Annotated in this window: 17 protein-coding genes; all 17 read right to left on the bottom strand. The window is 42.0% G+C overall.

Annotation, left to right across the window (positions count from 1 at the left end):
- Positions 1-40 precede the first annotated feature (40 nt).
- Positions 41-676: a chemoreceptor glutamine deamidase CheD gene (gene cheD, locus FLL46_RS17630; protein ID WP_142932637.1), complete on the bottom strand. Its 636-nt coding sequence runs from the start codon at positions 674-676 to the stop codon at positions 41-43.
- 2 nt (positions 677-678) lie between these two features.
- A complete protein-coding gene (locus FLL46_RS17635; protein WP_142932638.1) occupies positions 679-1,521 on the bottom strand; it encodes a CheR family methyltransferase in 843 nt (280 codons plus the stop codon).
- Positions 1,522-1,619: 98 nt separating this feature from the next.
- Positions 1,620-5,771, bottom strand: a complete 4,152-nt coding sequence (locus tag FLL46_RS27430) for a PAS domain-containing protein (RefSeq protein ID WP_142932639.1) — start codon at positions 5,769-5,771, stop codon at positions 1,620-1,622.
- Between the two features lie 128 nt (positions 5,772-5,899).
- A complete protein-coding gene (locus FLL46_RS17645) occupies positions 5,900-6,409 on the bottom strand; it encodes a chemotaxis protein CheW (protein WP_142932640.1) in 510 nt (169 codons plus the stop codon).
- Positions 6,402-6,953: a chemotaxis protein CheW gene (locus FLL46_RS17650; protein WP_142932641.1), complete on the bottom strand. Its 552-nt coding sequence runs from the start codon at positions 6,951-6,953 to the stop codon at positions 6,402-6,404. Before FLL46_RS17650 ends, FLL46_RS17645 begins: the two co-directional genes overlap by 8 nt.
- Before the next feature lie 121 nt (positions 6,954-7,074).
- Positions 7,075-9,207 (bottom strand): chemotaxis protein CheA, encoded by a 2,133-nt coding sequence (locus FLL46_RS17655; RefSeq protein WP_142932642.1) that lies wholly within the window; start codon positions 9,205-9,207, stop codon positions 7,075-7,077.
- A gap of 131 nt (positions 9,208-9,338) precedes the next feature.
- The gene (locus FLL46_RS17660) at positions 9,339-9,701 is read right to left on the bottom strand and encodes a response regulator (RefSeq protein ID WP_142932643.1); all 363 of its coding nucleotides are present in this window, start codon (positions 9,699-9,701) and stop codon (positions 9,339-9,341) included.
- A gap of 69 nt (positions 9,702-9,770) precedes the next feature.
- On the bottom strand, positions 9,771-10,049 hold the full coding sequence (locus tag FLL46_RS17665) for an STAS domain-containing protein (protein WP_142932644.1): 279 nt from the start codon (positions 10,047-10,049) through the stop codon (positions 9,771-9,773).
- Between the two features lie 320 nt (positions 10,050-10,369).
- The gene (fliJ, locus tag FLL46_RS17670; protein ID WP_142932645.1) at positions 10,370-10,828 is read right to left on the bottom strand and encodes a flagellar export protein FliJ; all 459 of its coding nucleotides are present in this window, start codon (positions 10,826-10,828) and stop codon (positions 10,370-10,372) included.
- 139 nt (positions 10,829-10,967) lie between these two features.
- The gene (locus tag FLL46_RS17675; protein WP_142932646.1) at positions 10,968-11,156 is read right to left on the bottom strand and encodes a hypothetical protein; all 189 of its coding nucleotides are present in this window, start codon (positions 11,154-11,156) and stop codon (positions 10,968-10,970) included.
- Positions 11,157-11,166: 10 nt separating this feature from the next.
- The gene (fliI, locus tag FLL46_RS17680) at positions 11,167-12,483 is read right to left on the bottom strand and encodes a flagellar protein export ATPase FliI (RefSeq protein WP_425456744.1); all 1,317 of its coding nucleotides are present in this window, start codon (positions 12,481-12,483) and stop codon (positions 11,167-11,169) included.
- 7 nt (positions 12,484-12,490) lie between these two features.
- A complete protein-coding gene (locus FLL46_RS17685) occupies positions 12,491-13,189 on the bottom strand; it encodes a flagellar assembly protein FliH (RefSeq protein ID WP_168204212.1) in 699 nt (232 codons plus the stop codon).
- 14 nt (positions 13,190-13,203) lie between these two features.
- A complete protein-coding gene (gene fliG / locus FLL46_RS17690) occupies positions 13,204-14,217 on the bottom strand; it encodes a flagellar motor switch protein FliG (protein WP_142932649.1) in 1,014 nt (337 codons plus the stop codon).
- Positions 14,218-14,283: 66 nt separating this feature from the next.
- Complete coding sequence (gene fliF, locus FLL46_RS17695) at positions 14,284-15,969, bottom strand: flagellar basal-body MS-ring/collar protein FliF (RefSeq protein ID WP_142932650.1); 1,686 nt, start codon at positions 15,967-15,969, stop codon at positions 14,284-14,286.
- 122 nt (positions 15,970-16,091) lie between these two features.
- Positions 16,092-16,433 (bottom strand): flagellar hook-basal body complex protein FliE, encoded by a 342-nt coding sequence (fliE, locus tag FLL46_RS17700; protein WP_142932651.1) that lies wholly within the window; start codon positions 16,431-16,433, stop codon positions 16,092-16,094.
- Positions 16,434-17,786 carry a sigma-54-dependent transcriptional regulator gene (locus FLL46_RS17705; protein ID WP_142932652.1) on the bottom strand — a complete coding sequence of 451 codons (1,353 nt, stop codon included), beginning with the start codon at positions 17,784-17,786 and terminating at the stop codon, positions 16,434-16,436.
- On the bottom strand, positions 17,776-19,068 hold the full coding sequence (locus FLL46_RS17710) for a sensor histidine kinase (protein ID WP_142932653.1): 1,293 nt from the start codon (positions 19,066-19,068) through the stop codon (positions 17,776-17,778). Before FLL46_RS17710 ends, FLL46_RS17705 begins: the two co-directional genes overlap by 11 nt.
- Between the last annotated feature and the right edge of the window lie 431 nt (positions 19,069-19,499).

Genomic DNA, 19,499 nt, shown 5'->3' on the forward strand with positions numbered 1-19,499 from the left:
TCAATCTGTTGCTAACCGTTCAACTAATCGAATAATTCAATTAATCGAACAACTCAACATCTCCCGCCACTTCCTGTTTAGAAATTCGACTAAAGTAATTTTCATCTCGATCTTCAATAGTCGAATTATGTTTGCTGTAAAGTTTTTTAATAAGCACCTTTCCTGTTTTTGGAAAATAAACGACCTTTCTAGGGTACATGCCGCCAACATCTTCCGCCACTAAATTAAGCTTTTCCACTTCAATATATTCCTTCGCGAATGCGATATTTCGCTTTCCGACATCCATCATTCCACGCATCACCTTACCACCGCCAAATATCTTTATTTCTAGTTTTTCGCGGCGTCCACCATTACGTAAAATATCGTTAATCATTTGCTCCATTGCAAAGTTACCATAACGCGCGGCGCTACTGAGCCCTTCAAAGTCGGTGTTATCCCCCTGTACAGGCAGCATAAAGTGATTCATTCCGCCAAGACCCGATCCAGGATCTCGAATGCAAGCAGAGATACATGAACCTAGTACTGTTGTGATTGCCTCGTTGTGCATGGTTACATAAAACTCACCAGGCAATATTTTAGCGGTTGGTAGCCCGGTATTTTTATCCCAATAGCGATTGATGTGATTGAATTCCTGCCAGCAGGAAGGAAGATTTTCTCTACTAAAGCCAACTGCCATCTTCAACTCGCCTTTCTGAAGGTTGTTTTTCCCAGTGGTGTAAACAATCGTTTATTTGCGCTTAAATTTTCAGAATGGCCCAACATCAAAATACCATTATCTGAAAGTAGACCAGCAAAGCGATTGACTAGATTTTGCTGTGTTTCCTTATCAAAATAAATCAATACGTTTCTGCAGATAATCAGATCGAGTGGTCCCTTCATCGGCCACTCTTCCATCAAGTTGAGTTGTTTGAAAAAAATATACTCTCTCAATCTCGGACTAATTTTCCACTCTTCCGCTTTGCAATCGTCAGTTTGCCTAAACCACTTTTCATATTTTTGTTCAATATTTTTTATTTTCTCTGACTGATAAATACCGCGACGACAACTTTCTAAAACATTGGTATCTAAATCTGTCGCGAGAATTTTAAAGTCTATCCCTAGCGGTTTATTTGCTTGGCCTTGCCACACCATGGATAAAGAATAAGGCTCTTCACCGGTTGAGCAACCCGCAGACCAGAAACGAATACGCTTTTGGTTCTTTTGAAATAGTTCAGGAAAATAGATTTTCTGTAAAAATTCAAAATGATGGTTTTCCCGAAAAAAGTGAGTCAGGTTTGTGGTCAGAGAATTAATAAAATTAACCTTTTCTTCCTCGTCTTCTATAACCCTGTCGAGGTAAAGATCAAAATCTCTTAAACCGAGTTTTCTCAACCTGCGAGCTAACCTTGAATAAACCATATCGGTTTTTCGACTCGATAACTTTATTCCAGACAGCTCGTCGATTAATTCAACCACGCGATCAAAGTTTTCGTGAGTAAAATTAAATTCACGATTAAAAATTGGTTCTTTTTTGTTGAGCATTTTTTATCGCGTCTTTCCATTGTTCATGCTGTTTATTTCAAGCAACGGTTTATTTCAATTGTTCTTTTTGCACTTCTCCTAAAGTATCTGCTTGCCGGTTAAAACTCTTCCCACTCTTCATCGGAAGATACTTGTGGTGAACGTCGCTTAACAGGCGCACTTTCTGCATTTGAAGAAGCCCGCTTTACTGGAGAAATAATTTCACCGCTACGCTTACCACTCTCATCCCCGGTTTTGAAAAAGCTCATTAGTTCCATCAGGTTGCCCGCTTGCTCATTAAGCGACTCAGCAGATGCGGCAGCTTGCTCAACTAACGCGGAATTTTGCTGAGTCATATTATCCATTTGACTGATTGCCTGATTAACCTGCTCGATTCCTGAGGCCTGTTCTTCACTTGCACCGGAAATCTCTTTCACCAACTGACTGACGTTGCGAACTGAATCAACGATATCATTCAGTTTCTGTCCAGAATCATTGACTAGTTGGCTGCCTTGATCAACCTTGCTGACGCTATTGCTGATGAGTGATTTAATGTCCTTTGCAGCGCTGGCACTTCTTTGCGCTAAGTTACGAACCTCAGCCGCAACTACCGCAAATCCACGTCCTTGATCGCCGGCCCTCGCTGCCTCAACTGCGGCGTTGAGTGCTAGTAAATTTGTTTGGAAAGCGATTTCATCAATGACGCTGATAATGTCTGAAATTTCTCTCGACGCGTCGTTAATTTCCTTCATTGCTTTAATTGCTTCGGTAACAACTTGACCGCCGCTTTCTGCTAGTTGCATGGTGTCAGAAGACAACTTGTTGGCTTTACCTGCAGACTCAGCGTTTTCTTTTACTGTACCGGTTAGCTCTTCCATACTAGAAGCCGTTTCTTCCAGACTTGATGCTTGTTCCTCAGTGCGCTGGCTCAAATCGGTGTTGCCTTGAGAAATTTCTTTCGAGGAGCTGGAAACATGACTGGAGGCTTCCATAATTTCTCCAACCATGTTGCGCAAGTTATCAATGCTAGTGTTAATTGAACTTTGCAAATCTTTGAACATGCCGTGGTAATTCCCTTCCATGCTTTGTTGCAAATTACCAGCCGCTAATTGCTCCAAAGATTTTTGGCAATTATCAATCGGCTCTACCACGGTATCCAACATTGAATTGACACCGAGTGATAAGTTCTTCATAAATCCTTCAAAGGACTCTGCATCTAATCTTTCGGTTAACTCACCGCGAGACGCCTTGGCAATTAGCTCCTCTACCTGTTCTTGTGCATTTACTTGTTCGGTGGTATCAATCCATTCAACTGCTGTTCCCAGGTAGTTATCCGATTTATCTTTTAATGCCACTGCAATTAGTTTAAACGATAAAGGCCCCACTTTTATATCACTGCTGTAAGGTAAGTTTTCTGGTCTAAGCAACCTTCTTTGATGGGCTGGATTTTTGTGGAACACGTCAAAGTTTGTTCCAATTAATGTGTCAATATCAAACTGCGGTAATACGGCTTGAATCTCTTTTTCGCGGCGAGACAGCATATTTTTTATTGATGGGTTTAGATAATTAATGTTACCGTCCGGATCGGCCATCATTAAGTTTGTTGACATTCCTTCAACGGCGGAAATTAGCCGACCAACCTCAACCTCCGCGGCAATTTGTTCTGTCACATCAGCCCACTCCAAACTGGAACCCACATAATTTCCCTGTGAATCCATAATGGCCGCAACATTTAAGCTAATCGTATTATCGCCCAGTTTAATATTTGTTTGATAAGGTAAGTTGGCAGGATCGCCTAATAACTTTCGTTGATGAGCGGGGTCTTTGTGGAAATCATCAATACACTTCCCAATCATGTAATCTTCGGTTGCTTTAAAGTCTGGCCAGATGGATTGCAACGTGCTTTCCAACTCGCCTAACAGACTCATTGTCGCCGGGTTAGTATAAGTTACTAACAGATCTCTATCGACCATCATGGTAGCAGTCTGCGATCCTTCCATTGCCCCCATTAGCCTGGCGACGTCATTATCCGACGCTACTTTAGCCGTGACATCTGCCCACTCAAGGCTCGCGCCGACATGCTGTCCCTCTACATTAATAATCGCACAAACATTCAATTCTATGGTATTTTCGCCAATACTAATGTTTGTCTTAAAAGGTAAGTTGGCAGGGTCGCTCAATATTTTTCTCTGGTGCGCAGGGTTTTTATGAAAATCATCGATACACTTACCTAACATATATTCTTCAGTAGGTTGAAACCCCGGCCAGATAGAAACCATTGCCGACTCTAAGCTTTTCAGTAGTTCATAGGTCGCGTCGTTGCAAAAAGTGATCTTAAGATCTCTATCCACCATCATCACAGCGGTTTGTGAACCGAGCACAGCACCTTTCATCCGTGAGGCTTCATGAAAGATTCGAGTTTGCTCCGTGATATCTGTGGCATATTTAACCACTTTGTAAGGTTTACCATTTAAATCAAAAATGGGGTTATAAGACGCCTGGATCCAAATCTCATTACCACCTTTTCCAATGCGTTTATACTCTCCCGCTTCAAATTCACCGCGATTAAGTTTTTCCCAGAACTCTTTGTACTCTGCACTTTCTTTAACACCCGGAGGGGCAAACATACTATGGTGCTTTCCTTGGATTTCTTCCAGACTATATCCCATTGCGCCCAGGAATATATCATTCGCAATAATTATCGTGCCATCCATATTAAATTCAATGACCGCTTGCGATTTACTGATTGCTTCGATTTGCCCCGAGTAGTCCGCATTAGTTAACTTTTGTTCAGTGACATCAGAGGCATATTTGACTACCTTATAAGGCTTACCATTTAAGTCGAAAATTGGATTATAGGAAGCCTGTATCCAGACTTCTTTTCCACCTTTTCCAACGCGTTTATATTCTCCCGCTTCAAACTCGCCTCTGTTAAGTTTCTCCCAGAACTCTTTGTACTCTGCACTTTCTTTAACACCCGGAGGGGCAAACATACTATGGTGCTTTCCTTGGATTTCTTCCAGACTATATCCCATTGCGCCCAGGAATATATCATTCGCAATAATTATCGTGCCATCCATATTAAATTCAATGACCGCTTGCGATTTACTGATCGCTTCGATTTGTCCTGAAGAGTCTGCATTCGCAAGCTTTTGTGCAGTCACATCTGATGCATATTTGACTACCTTATAAGGCTTACCATTTAAATCAAAAATCGGATTATAGGAAGCCTGTATCCAGACTTCTTTTCCACCTTTTCCAACACGTTTATATTCTCCCGCTTCGAATTCACCGCGATTAAGTTTCTCCCAAAACTCTTTGTATTCCGAACTTTCTTTAACGCCCGGTGGGGCAAACATACTGTGGTGCTTGCCCTGGATTTCTTCCAGGCTATACCCCATTGCTCCCAGGAATATATCGTTCGCCTTTATAATCGTACCGTCCATATTAAATTCAATCACTGCCTGTGATTTACTGATCGCTTCAATTTGTCCTGATGAGTCAGCATTCGCAAGCTTTTGTGCACTCACATCTGATGCATATTTGACTACTTTATAAGGCTTACCATTTAAATCAAAAATCGGATTATAGGAAGCCTGTATCCATACTTCTTTCCCACCTTTTCCAATCCGCTTATATTCTCCCGTTTCAAACTCGCCCTGATTTAGCTTTTCCCAAAACGCCTTATAATCGGCGCTTTCTTTTACACCGGGAGCAGCAAACATACTATGATGTTTCCCCTGAATTTCATTCAGGCTGTATCCCATTGCATTCAAAAATATATCATTGGCTGTAATGATGGTGCCGTCCATATTAAACTCAATCACAGCCTGAGACTTGCCAATCGCAGCGATCTGTCCGGCGAAATCATTGTTTAGCGCTTCTCTTTCTTTCTCAACAGTAACATCGGCCCAGGCAATTGTTGCACCCAATAATTCACCTTCGCCATCAAGGCACGCTGAAATATCGAGTCTTATGCTGAGCTCTCCGATCGATAAACTAATCGCATTTGGCAAATTGTTTTTATCAGTAATTTTACTAGAGAATTGTTCGAGTTCAGGATGAAGCTTCTGAATTTTCTTTCCAACCAAAAAATCTCTATCGCCGCTAAAATCCGGCCAGTTATTACTGAACTCGTGCTTTAACTTATTTAAGAGCCTTTCTAACGCGACGTTAACAAAACTAATTTCTAAGTCAGTGTTAACTGTCATTATTGCAGTATTCAAATTTTCTAACGCTGCAAGATACTGTTCATCTTGATTACTGTTCATATTTGTACCCTTGCTAGATTTCAATCTTTGACTTTTCGACTCATGACTTTTTTTGTTTTTATTTTTCGAACCTTTGGCCTTTGACCCATTCATAATTTCTCTCCGCGAGTTTCTCAACACCTACAACGCTACCCACCTAATTCTTCTAAATTAATCAACTTATTCAGTTCTAATAAAACAATCATCGCCTCATCAACTTTCGCAATGCCTTTGATATATCGCGTGTCAACTTTGCTCCCCATTCTCGGCGCTTGGCGCAAGTTTTCGACGGTGACATCGTAAACATCTGAAACCGCATCTACGACGATTCCAACAGTCACATCCTGCTCTATGTCCTCAAGTGTGGTTTTCAAAATGATAACCACTGTCGTTTTATTGTAAGTAACTTCTGGATACTCGAACCTCACTCTTAAATCCACTATCGGCACGATGGTTCCACGCCAATCGATAACACCTTTGATATAATCAGGTGTATTAGGAATCGGCCTTGGTTCTAACCAGCCATGAATTTCTTGTACGGCCAAAATATCAACCCCGTATTCATCTTGCGCCATTAAGAATGTGAGGTATTGCTGCATGCTTTTTTCGTTTTTATGATTGTTATTATCAGCTTGTTTTGATTCTGCGATCTCAGCCATTACTTACCTGCCCTCCCGCATAGGGATGATCTATCAGATCAAGACTTAATAAATTTTCCAGGTTTAAGAGCGTGACAGCATGACCATCAATAGTCATGACACCCGCAGTAAATCGACCATCAATTTCACTACCATAATCAGGCACATCGAAAATTTTTGACTCTTCCATATTAAACACATCAGACACAGCATCAACGACACATCCCATTAAACAGTTTTTATCGCTATATTGGCTCTTTAAAATAATGATTACTGTGGTCGCATTATATTCAAAGTTTTTAAATCGAAATCTTCTTCGCAAATCCATCACCGGTACAATGGTTCCTCTAAGGTTTAAAACACCTTTGATGTATTCAGGAGAGTTAGGTAAAAATGTCGGTTGTTCCCACGCTCGAATTTCCTGGACTCTAAGAATATTCACAGAGAACTCCTCATTACCCACAATAAAACTCAAAAACTGAGAGCCTGTTTCATCGCTGATCATCTCACTATCAGTGAGTTGTGCTTCCTGATTTTGGATAACCTGCATTATTTCCGATGGCATACGTTTACCTTTAAGTTCTAACTATCAGTATTCTCTAACTATCAGTATTCTCTAACTTAAAATATCCTTTTACGCGTACTCAAATTAAACACTCGCTATCAACAAGTTTCCCGATGATTGTTTAAGCCACTCTCTCACGCTTGCGACTTGCACGTTCTGATGCGCGTTTTGCTAATCCTACGATATCGAGGATCAACGACACTCTTCCATCTCCTAAGATTGTTGCTCCAGAGACGCCCTGAATCGATTTGTAATGACTTTCTAAACTTTTAATCACCACTTGTTGCTGTCCCAGTAATTCATCAATTCGCAGTGCGATGCGTCGGTTTTCTCCTTCAACAATGGCCAACAAACCATCACTCACATTAGTGAGTTCATGTTTAATTTCAAACTCGTCTTTTAAATCAATAATTGGTACATATTCATCATGAAGTTTATAAACTTTCATATCACCGGCGATGGTAGATATTTCCGCCATGGTCAAAGGAACAGATTCTATAATTGAAACCAGCGGGAGTACGAATACTTCGTTTGCAACTTTAATCAGTTGGCCATCCAGAATGGCAAGGGTCAGTGGCAATCGAATGGTAAAAGTTGTTCCCTGTCCTAACTCGGAGTGAATTTCTACACTGCCTCCCAGGTTATTAATGTTTCTCTTAACCACGTCCATGCCAACACCGCGACCAGAAACATCACTAACAATCTCTGCCGTTGAAAACCCGGGCTCCATAATTAACGATAAGATATGATCGCGAGGAATATCAGTGCCCGGTTGAATAAGTCCTTTGTCGACCGCCTTTTCGTAGATGATATCCGGGTCAATCCCGCCGCCATCATCGACGACTTCAATAACGATATTGCCGCCTTGATGGAAAGCGTTAAGTATTAATGTCCCCTCTTCGTCTTTTCCTTGTTCAACTCTTTTTTCAACAGACTCAATACCGTGATCAAGTGCATTTCTGACAAGATGAGTCAGCGGGTCTCCGATTTGTTCCATTACTGTTTTATCGAGTTCAGTAGACTCTCCTTTTATTTCCAGGTTAACTTTTTTACCAAGCTGACTCGATAAATCGCGAACCATTCTGGGTAGACGATTAAAAACAAAACCTATCGGCAACATACGAATTCGCATGACGCTTTCTTGTAACTCTCGTGTGTTCTGCTCTAACTCGCTCAACCCGGAGATAAGTTGATTAAGTTTAGACATATCAAAGTTTTCACCGAGCTCACCGAGCATCGATTGAGTGATGACTAACTCGCCCACCAAATCAATCAAGGTGTCAACCTTATCAATTCCCACTCGAATAGAAGCAGAAGCAGCCGTCTTCTTCTCCGTTTTCGGTGGAACGTCTTTTTTAACCGAAACAAGCTTTTGCTGAGGTTGAGAAGATGCTGGCTTATCTTGCTCTGCAGGTTGGCTTTTTACTGGTTTGTCGGCTTTTTTCGTTTTTTCAACTACGGCTTCAGAATCAGTATCGAATGCTTCAGCCGTGAGCTCCTCTTGTGTATTTTGCTCAGCTTGAGTTTCAGTTTTTTCCTGGCGAGCAATTTCTAATACACAATCATCTTCGACCCACTCAAAGACTTCTTTAATGGCTTCAATTTCTATTTCGGAGTCAAGAGACAAGTCCCATGACATATAACATTCTTCAGCCTTCAACTCGTCAAAATCAGGAACTTTTTCTAAATTAGCTTTAACATCCAGCGCACCAAATGCTTTTAACTCTCGAAACATTCTTAAGGGTTCGTTACCGGTTTCCAGAATGTAGCTTTCAGGCACAAACTTGATTGTCCAGGGCGATTGGTCTTGCGGCTCGGACAAGGACAAGTTCACTTCCTGCTCAACAGCATCGTCTTTTTCTTGCGGCGCTTCACCGCTTAACAACTCGTTAAAGTAATTGATTAATTCAATATGTGAATCTCCCATGTCCTCTTCTTTTTGTGTTCTGGTTAGCATGCCCCTTAAGCAATCAACCGATTTTAAGAGTAAGTCAACAACCTCCCGAGTAACTGGACGGCTGCCTTCTCGCATTTCATCGAGCAAGGTTTCCAGTACATGGGTAAAGTCTGCAATTTCTTTAAAACTAAAAGTTGCGCTTCCACCTTTGATGGAATGTGCTGCGCGAAATATGGTATTAATATTTTCAAGATCAGAGCCAGCTTCCAGATGAAGGAGTTCTTGCTCCATAGTATCTAATCCTTCGAAACTTTCTTCGAAGAAAACCTGGTGAAACTGACTTAAATCTATTTCCATCTGTGTACCTTTTTCTACCGGAAGGTAAAAGACCTTCAAGCGATGTTTAGATAACGAGAGTTAAAGTTTATTCGACGATATTATTGTTATTTATTAGTGCTACTTTCATAAGACAATGATCGAAAAGTTCACTATCCAACAACCTTGTTAACCGTTGCTAACAACTGGTCGGGATTAAAAGGTTTAACGATCCAACCGGTAGCCCCGGCAGCTCGGCCCGCTTGCTTTTTTTCGGAGGACGACTCAGTGGTGAGCATCAAAATCGGCGTAAACCGATAATTTCCCAACGCCCGCAATTCTTTGACTAGCGTTAAACCATCCATATTAGGCATGTTGACATCGGATATAACCACGTCAAATGCTTGCGACTGAGCCACTTTTAAAGCTTCGACCCCGTCGGATGCTTCCGACACATCAAACCCTGCGCTTTTTAGCGTAAAGCTCACCATTTGGCGCATTGATGCTGAGTCATCAACAGCAAGTATTTTTGTCATGATTTTATTTCTCCGCTTCTATAGGACCTGTCGCCATCTGAAAATTGATTACTATCAGAACAACAGGCTCTAAACTAAATAGAGCTGCTTGCTCAACCCTAAAATTTCACTTGATTGTTTAAGAGTATCGGAAGGCTTTTGCCAAGAGACTGTATGCCCCCGTTGTTCGACTTTTTTTATAAATGCATAAATGAGTTGCAAACCTGCGCTGTCGGCTCTTTCAATTTTGTCTGAAACCAGAACGACAGGAAGATCTTTAGCCAATGCCGTTTCAAGCCGAGTTTTTAAACTGGACGCATTCATAATGTCGAGTGCAGCCCCTAAACTAACGGAGGTTTTCTTTGCCACTAACTAGCCCTCAAATTGAGATATCAATTCCTTTTCTGGTACTGACGTTTTAACTCTATAACTAGGTATAGCAGAATTTTATAAAGTTACCCTGAAAAGTGACCAAATTTCGCAATTTTCGATTGAGTTTCAGTGAAAAAGCAAAAAACGCTAACAGATTGGTTTTCATCACTTTAATAGTAACTTCAAGCAAAAGTTGTGCAATTTTGCACTCGCCAACTGGCGAAGGTTTGTTCTATCAAACGCCAGATTATTAAATACAGTAAGAAATAATACGGAACTAGATATGTTGTATTTCAGTAAAACTACGTAGAAGTAAATTAACCTAAACCGTTGGAATTTTGACGCCTGATAAACGCTTGTGTTGACATTTCGTCAATTTGAGCTGATTCTTTTTTTTCTTTCTGTTTGACTTCTTTATCTTTTATTTTCGTCATCACCTGAGAAATCGCTTTGGTCCGGCTATGTTTGCTCTTCCATTGGTCCTGATTGATATCAACTTGTTCAGTCGATTTTTGAATAACATCTTTTTGCTGGGTAATCGCGAGATTAAGTTTATTGAGAAACTGATGATAGTGTTGCAAGGCTGCGCCGGAAACACCCGCTTTCACCTTTTCTTCCATTTCTGTTAAATATTCTATTCGGTATTGTTCTAATTGATTCAGCTTCTGTAATTCTTGTTTGTGATTATCTAATGATTCTCCTAATGCTTTAGCTGCCGCTTTTTCATTGTTTTGAGCCAGTTTTTTAATTGGCTTTAACCGTTTCGACCGAACCATCTCTACTCCTGAACTTCATCACAATGATAAAAATGAAAGTTGTCGACTACTAGATTTTCTTTCGCTATTTACTAGTTAATCCAGGCGGCGACAAGCGACATCTATTAGTATAGTTTGAATTACACTACTCTGCTTTTATTTAGCCAACGATTTGTTGTGTTTTTCGGTTGATAATCTTTCCCTTAGTATCTGATTCTGCTAAAAAATTTGCCATACCAAAGATACTTCCTACAGCCCAATCCTGATTTCTAAAATTATTAGTGAACTCTGTGACAATACTTTTTAATAATAAAACCAGAGAACCAGCACCGATATTTTTAAATTTCAAGCGGTCGATTTTATTGCAACATCATCTGCTGCAATTCTTCAACGCTGGCTTGAATGTGCACTTCTTCATTAATCTTTTGGCATAAAAATGCGCGTATTTCCGGCATCATTTCGATCGCTTCATCAATGAGTGGATCGCTTCCCTTTTGATAAGCACCAACAGAAATCAGATCTTTGTTTTGCTGATAGGTCGAGTACAAAAATTTCAACTGACTAATGGCATCTCGATGCTCTTGCGTAGTGATCTGGTTGATGACGCGACTGACAGAACCTTCGATATCAATCGCTGGGTAATGACCGGAGTCAGCCAGCTCGCGAGATAGCACCACATGGCCGTCAAGAATTGCACGAGACGCATCAACAATGGGATCTTGCTGATCATCCCCCTCGGCCAACACGGTATAAAATCCGGTAATTGAACCTTTTCCTTCATCACCATTGCCAGCTCTTTCTACCAACTGCGGTAGCATGGCAAAAACCGAAGGTGGGTAACCTTTGGTTGCAGGCGGCTCGCCAATGGCCAAAGCAACTTCACGTTGCGCCTGACAAAAACGTGTTAACGAATCCATTAATAACAACACATCTTTTCCCTGATCTCTAAAATACTCTGCGATGGTGGTCGCTGACATAGCACCTTGCAATCGCATTAGCGGAGAATTATCCGCCGGCACCGCCACCACAACTGAACGTCGAATCCCCTCAGTTCCCAATATCTGTTCAATGAATTCTTTAACTTCGCGGCCACGCTCTCCGATGAGTCCAACGACGATAACATCAGCGTCGGTAAATCGTGTCATCATTCCCAGCAAAACACTTTTACCGACACCACTACCGGCGAGTAAGCCCATTCGCTGGCCACGGCCAACAGTGAGTACGGAATTGATCGAGCGAACCCCGACATCGAGAGATTCGGTTACCGGTTTTCTTTCTAGTGGGTTGATTGGTTCTGCCGCTAAAGGTCTCGCCTGATGACACTGAATTGGACCCAGGCCATCAATCGGATGTCCCTGTCCGTCAAGCACTCTTCCCAGCAGCGCGTCGCCCACCGGAATTTCTGCTGCTTTATGCGTGGGAATGACTCGGGCGCCAGGGCCTAATCCGTGGATGCTGCCAATTGGCATCAGGTAAATTTTATCCTGAGCAAAACCGACAACTTCTGCTTCCTCTAATTTACCGTTGATTGTTTCCACATGACATCGTTCGCCAATATTGACACTGCACCCAACAGCTTCTAACGTCATACCGACCATTCTGGTTAAGCGGCCTTCTACCACAATACTTGATTGCTCTTGTATTAAGGGTTTAAATTGTTTCAGATAATTGGCCAGGGAAACATCATTCACCGTCGGATTCTCCAGCCCGTTGCCCGCCGGCAATTCGACTAAATAAAACCGCAATCTGCTTATCTATTGACGCGTCAACTTTTGAATTCTCGGTATTCACCTGACAGCCCCCTCGCACCACCGAGGGATCACCTTTTATTTCCCAGTTTCCTGAATCATTTTCCGTCCCAATCGACAGGGCATTTTTTACAATGAGTGCGTCTTCCGGGTGTAACGCGATAGTGATTGATTTCGAGCCAACCGGAAGTAACTTAAGCGCTTCTCGGATGATGGCAATTAACTGGGTAGGATCTTGTTGTAGTTCTCTGCGCACAATTTGTCTGGCAATCGCGAATGCCAGTTGCAATAATTCGTTTTGAGTCTGCTCGCCGCATTGTCTGGTAGGTTCGGTTAGTTGCTCAATGACTTCGGACAGGCTCTTGGTTAGTTCATCGATTTGTTGTTTCGCAGCAGCTAGCCCTGCTTCACGCCCTTCATTTAAACCTTGTTGATACGCCTCATCGCGAATAGCCTGCAATTCCTCTGCAGAAATTCTCTCTTGTTCTTCTTCGGAAAGTTCCTCTACCTCTTCCTCTTCAACCGGCTGAATAAAATTGGGCGCATCTCCCAACTCTAAAGAAGGCACCTTCCACGGAGAATACTTGGTGTTATCTTTCAGGGGTTTAATCGGAGAATCTGATTTAAGTTTCATTACCATAATAAGGCCTACACCATTTCTTCGCCGCCACCGCCAAGCACAATTTCACCGGCATCGGCCATACGTCTGGCCACAGTTAAAATTTCTTTCTGTGCGGCTTCAACTTCGCTTAGTTTAACCGGCCCCATGGCGTCTAAGTCATCACGCATTAATTCTGCCGCTCGTTTTGACATGTTTTTAAAGATTTTTTCTTTGATATCTTCGTCACAAGCTTTTAATGCAATCACCAGGGTATCGGTAGAAATTTCTCGCAGCAACGCTTGAATACCTCGATCATCAACGTCGCTTAAATTATCAAATACAAACATCAGGTCTTCAATTTTTTGCGCCAGATCTTCATCCGATTCGCGAATAGAATCCATGATTAATGCTTCGTTAGAACCGTCCATAAAATTCATGATGTCAGCCACTTTTTTGACGCCGCCAATCTGTCTGGACTGGGTTGAACCACTACCGGTAAATTGTTTTTCCATGATGTCGTTTAATTCCTGCAAAGCATCAGGTTGAACGGCTTCTAATGCAGAAATTCTCAGCGCCAGATCAACACGAACTTTTTCCGGTAAAATTTGCAAAACTTCTGCCGATTGATCGGGATCGAGATAAGACAAAACAATTGACTGAATTTGCGGATGTTCAAATCGAATCACATCGGCAACAGAACGGGCGTCCATCCACTTAAGTGTGTCAAGACCTTTGGTGTTGGCTCCAGCTAAAATTCGATCGATTAGTGCACCGGCCTTGTCGTCACCCAACGCTGATTTTAAAGTGCTGCGAATATAATCCTCTGTGCCAATTCCAATTCCGGTTTGCTCTTCCACTTTTTCAAGAAACTCGTCGACAACATCTTCAACCGCGCCTTTACCGATATTTCTCAGCGAAGCCATTTGCATACCTAGCATCTGAACCTCTTTAGGTCCCATATGCTTAAGTACCTCTGCAGCAGTTTCTTCGCCGAGCGACAATAATAAAATAGCCGCTTTGTCCAACCCGGTTAGATTTTGCGCGCTGCTTTCATCTGTCATTTTTTTCAACCATCATGTTCATAAAACTTTTCGATCTACTATAACCTGTTCGTTTAATTCAACCTGTTAACTGTCTTCTTCAATCCAGCTTTTTACCAGCTGAGCAACCAGAGTCGGGTTGTTGCTGACAACACCTTTGGCCTGCTCTAACTTTTTCACCTCTCCCACGGTCGGCGGTGGTAATTCAAGATTATCATGTCCGGCTAATACAACCTGGTCATCGGCAAGCCCGCCCATTTCGCCATCAGCACCTGCTATGCCTGACAAATCCAACTCATCACTTTCACCGACACCTGCAGCCCCCGCAGTTGTCGCTGGCACAGTCGATAATCTTCTAAGTGTCGGCTTTAACACGGCGAAAATCAACACTAAGCCAAGTATCAACCCAATCATTGGCTTTAATAGCGTTTGGAAAAGCTCTTCCTCATAGAACGGCAATGGCGCAGGAGCCGGAAGTGTTTCCGCCGCAATAAATGGGAATGATTCAACACTAACCACATCTCCGCGCTGGACACTGAATCCAATCGCTGCCTGAATAAGGCGACCTATTCGACTCAATTGATCTTGAGCGCGAGAAATCTTCTGGCCTGCATTATTAGGATCATCAACATAATCCAGACCAACGGAAACGCTGATTCGATTAACAACACCAACTTGCGGAAGAATGTGACTGATGGTTGTATCCAGATCATAATTTCTTTCGGCTTCAACGCGTTTGTTACCACTGGCAGTCGCCTGTTGATCTTGATTGCCACCAGCCGCGTTAGCAGGAATAACTGATGCCCCTGGTGGTTGGTTTGATAGCGCACCGGGAATACCCGCAGCAGTGCCATCAGTGCGCGAGTCGTCAATGGTTCTTTCACTACGAATTGCAGGTAGATCAGGATTGAAAGTCTGTAACGTTTGTTCCTTCTGAGTGAAATCCATATCTACGTTCACCTGAACGGTATAAGCGCCGGCACCGATAATCGGATTAAGGATCTGCTCAATGCGACTTTTAATATCCTCCTGCCTCTCTTTGACAATATCCAGCTCTTTCGAAGATTGTCTTTGCGAACGTGACATACTACCTGAATGATACAGTCGACCAAACTGATCGGTGATGGTGACTCGACTTCTTTCTAAATTAGGAATACTACCGGAAACCAGGTCAACCATCGCGTCAACCTGTTCGTCCGATAAACTGCCGCGCGAATAGAGATTAAGTAACACCGAAGCACTCGGTTTTTTACGATTTTTTATAAATGAAGATTCTTTAGGAATAGCCAGGTGAACTTTAACCGCTTTAACGCCGTTAAACTGATTTAAAGTGTTAGTTAATTGCAACTCTTGATTACGTAATAAACGCGCCTGTTCCAATCGCTGAGACACACCGAAGCCAGAATCTTTTTTCAGGTAAGGATCGTCAGATGTGCCTTCTAACATGATACCTTGAGCACCGAGCTCAATTTGAATTCTTTTGTAACGACTTTGGGGAATTAAAATGCGGCCGGTGGAGTCAACACGATAATCAATACTCTGTTGTTCCAGATAGTTGATTACATCCATCGATGCTTCGGGTGGCAGCGAACTTAATGGTCTCATTGGAGGTTCTTTTGACCACAGCGCAATGAAAACGCCTAACGCGATTGCTGCTGCAATGGCAACCAGAATGCCCACCTGTTTCAGTGGAGCAAGACTGGTCATTCCCGGCAAAATTCCCGGTGGTGATGAATCGACCTCAACCAACTCTGTTGACGCTACCTCAGCCACTTTTACTCCTGATTAAATGTTTTGATAACATACCCAATTAATTATGAATTATGAGTTATGAATTATTAATTTCCAACTCATAACTCATAACTCATAATTCATAATTGATAATCATTAACCCGTCAAATCGGCATATTCATAATATCCTGATAAGCCGACACAACCCTGTTTCTCACTTGAACTGTCGCCTGAAAAGCAACCGACGCTTTTTGCGAAGCAATCACCGCTTTTACCAGGCTAGCACCACCATCGCCGGCTTCAACCTGGCGTGCAGCTTGACCTGATTCCATTTGGTATTGGTTGACAGTATTAACCGCTTTAGTCAATAAATCGCCAAATGCAGCATTATCGCCGTTCGTGGCTCCTGCAACTTTCTGAGCAGGTTGATTACCACCCGCCTTAGCCATTTCACCGAGTTTTTGCATTTGTGCGAGTAAATCATTCTGGTTTAATCCGGCTTTCATTTATCGCGCTCCTCTCGATGGAATTTCATAACCAAGCTCTCTCATTCTGGCTAACTTATAACGGAGAGTGCGAGGACTGATCCCCAAGCCTTCCGCAACATCTTTTTTCTTACCATTGTGTTTTTCGAGCGCTTCAATGATTAACTGAAATTCGTGATGCTGCATGTGATTCACCAACTGGCTTTCACCGTCATTTCTCATCACATTATCAGCACCGCCCAACTCTCCGTTGATTTCATTTTCAAACTGAATGTCATCGGCAGTGACGATACTTTCGTTAGCAAGCACAGCGACCCTCTGAACCAGGTTGTCAAGCTCCCGTACATTGCCTGGCCACGAATAAGCAACCAGCTTAGCTTTAGCTTCATTGGACAGAGACAGTCCGCCGCGAGACTGCACAAATTCATTATTTTCCAGCATGGATTCAGTTAAAGGAATAATGTCGCTTGGCCGATCTTTTAATGCCAGGCAACGTATAGGAAAAACATTGAGCCGATAATAAAGATCTTCACGAAATTGATTATCAGCAACTTCTTGTTTGAGGTCTCGGTTAGTTGTCGCGATAATCCTTACATCGAGTTTAATTGTTTTTTTACCGCCAATTCGCTCGACTTCTTTCTCTTGAATAACACGTAGTAATTTTGCCTGTAACGCCAAATCCATTTCTGAAATTTCGTCTAACAACAGCGTACCTTTTTGTGCTTGTTCAAATTTTCCAGCACACGCTTGATGTGCACCTGTAAAAGCACCTTTCTCATAGCCAAACAATGTGGCCTCCAACATATTCTCGGGGATCGCTGCACAATTGATTGCCACAAACGGATGATCTTTTCGAGTCGAATTTAAGTGAACGAATCGCGCCATAACTTCTTTACCTGCACCGCTTGGGCCAGATAACAGCACGTTTGATTCTGTTTGTGCAATTTTTTCGGCAAACTCAAACAATTTTTTACTGACCGGATCGGCAACAATAATTTCTGAATGTTTTTTCTTGGGTAGATAGTTTTCAATGAGTTCAGTTAAGCGACTGGCTTCAAATGGTTTTTGCAAATAATCACAGGCGCCTAATCGCATTGCTTCCACCGCATCGCTAATTTCGCCATAGGCGGTCATTAAGATCACCGGCATATTGGATTTTTTGCGGCGTAGATTTTTTAATAGGTCAATACCACTCATGTCACCCATTTGAATATCGGTTACCACCATATCCGGCAAACGTTCTTCATTTAAGATACTCAGTGCACTCTCTGCGCTGTCGGCAGCAGTCGTTTGATAGCCACTGATTTTTAAACTGGCCATCAAAGCATTTCTTAAAGCATGATCGTCTTCGACGATGAGTACACTAGAATTCATGAACTTCCTCCTGCAAATTTTCAACCAGCGACATTTTATTTCTCGACGCTTTTATTAAAGGAAATGTCAGTTCAAATACTGTTCCCCTATTTGGTTGAGACTCAACGCGAATTTTTCCACCATGATCAATCACAACCCCGTGAACGATTGCCAGGCCAAGTCCATTGCCATTTTTTTTATCGGTGAAAAAGGGATCGAATATTTGCTCAATTTTTTCACTTTCAATGCCTTTTCCATTATCGGACACTGTAATTGTTAAGCGTTCCGCTACTGAAAATGCGATTTTTATCTGCGGGTTTTCTACCTGACTACAAGCATGATAGGCATTATCGATTAGATTCATCAGGGCACCAATCATCGCGTCTTGATCAAACAACGCCAACTTGTTGTCACCCGTTTTTTGTTGTGTGAAAGTTAAATCGATGGCGACTGGAAAGTCTTGCAACAGTAATTTTATTTTGTTGAAAAAGTGAGTCGGTAAAAATTCTGACTTTTGCTTTCTTTCGCCTTTGACAAAATTTAACATGTCATTAATTTGACGTTCCATATAGTGCAGTCTTTCCACCAAATGACAGCTAAACTCTTTTTTCATTTCATCTGCCAATGAATCACTTTTTAAATGTGATCCATACAAAATAGCGGCGGACAACGGCGTACGTATCTGGTGTGCCAAAAACGCGACCATTTTTCCCATACTTGATAATTTTTGCTGTTGGCTTAATTCCGCTTGAAGTTTTCTCGTTTTAGTTAAATCAGTCAGTACGATTAGCTGGCCTGGCTCGGTATTCAGTGCTTTCGTTTCTATATGAATTTTTCGGCCATCTTTAAGAGATATTTGGTGTCCGTCATCGGCCTGTGGTTTAAATGCTCGGTTAATAACCGTCACCCATAATTCACCTAACAATGGTCTTCCTAAAATATCGACAGCCATTGCATTACAGTCTTTTACAGCACCCAGTCCATCTAACACAACCACGCCCGCCGGCATAATTGCCAGCAAGTTTTGTAATCGATCCGATAGCAACGCTTTTTCACTCAGTAGTTGTTGTTTTTCTTCAAGAACAGTTTTTTTCTTGGCCGTTTCACTTTGCAATTGCCCTGCAAGTTTTTCGACTTGTCCTTCAAGATTCTGATAAGAATGAACAAAAGATTTCGATAGTCGATTGAGTTCGGACATCACCGACTCTAGCTGTGCACTATCGTTATTATTAATTGAGTTAACATCACAAAAATCTGAACTGCTATTTGGTGCTGATGATAATTTGCTACTGGCTTGTGGCATTACAACCTCGCTCTTTTCGTACAGCGTCAATAAATTAACTAACTGAGATTACTCGTAGAACTAGAGCAAATTGCGTGCCTATTTTATTTTATCTTTTAATTCAAACAGTTAAGTTTTTTTTCAGAAAATATTTTTGAGAGTGTCAATTTACTGTCTTCTTTAAAATAGGTTAACCTGGTATTTGAGTATGGTGAAATCTTTGGGAGATCTCTCGACTGCGCTCGAGATGACAGCGTGAGGTTTCTATCAATAGAACTATTTTCCGCCTTGTCTCATTGTCATCTCGACCAACGTGGAGAGATCTCCTACAGACATTTGAAAACTATCAACTTTCATTAGGCCACAACTGAGAATGGCTCTTTAAAACTGGTTAATCTTAATATTTGAGTATGGTGAAACCTTTAGGAGATCTCTCCGCTACGGTCGAGATG

It is taken from the genome of Aliikangiella coralliicola (assembly GCF_007004725.1).
Taxonomy (GTDB): Bacteria; Pseudomonadota; Gammaproteobacteria; order Enterobacterales; family Kangiellaceae; genus Aliikangiella; species Aliikangiella coralliicola.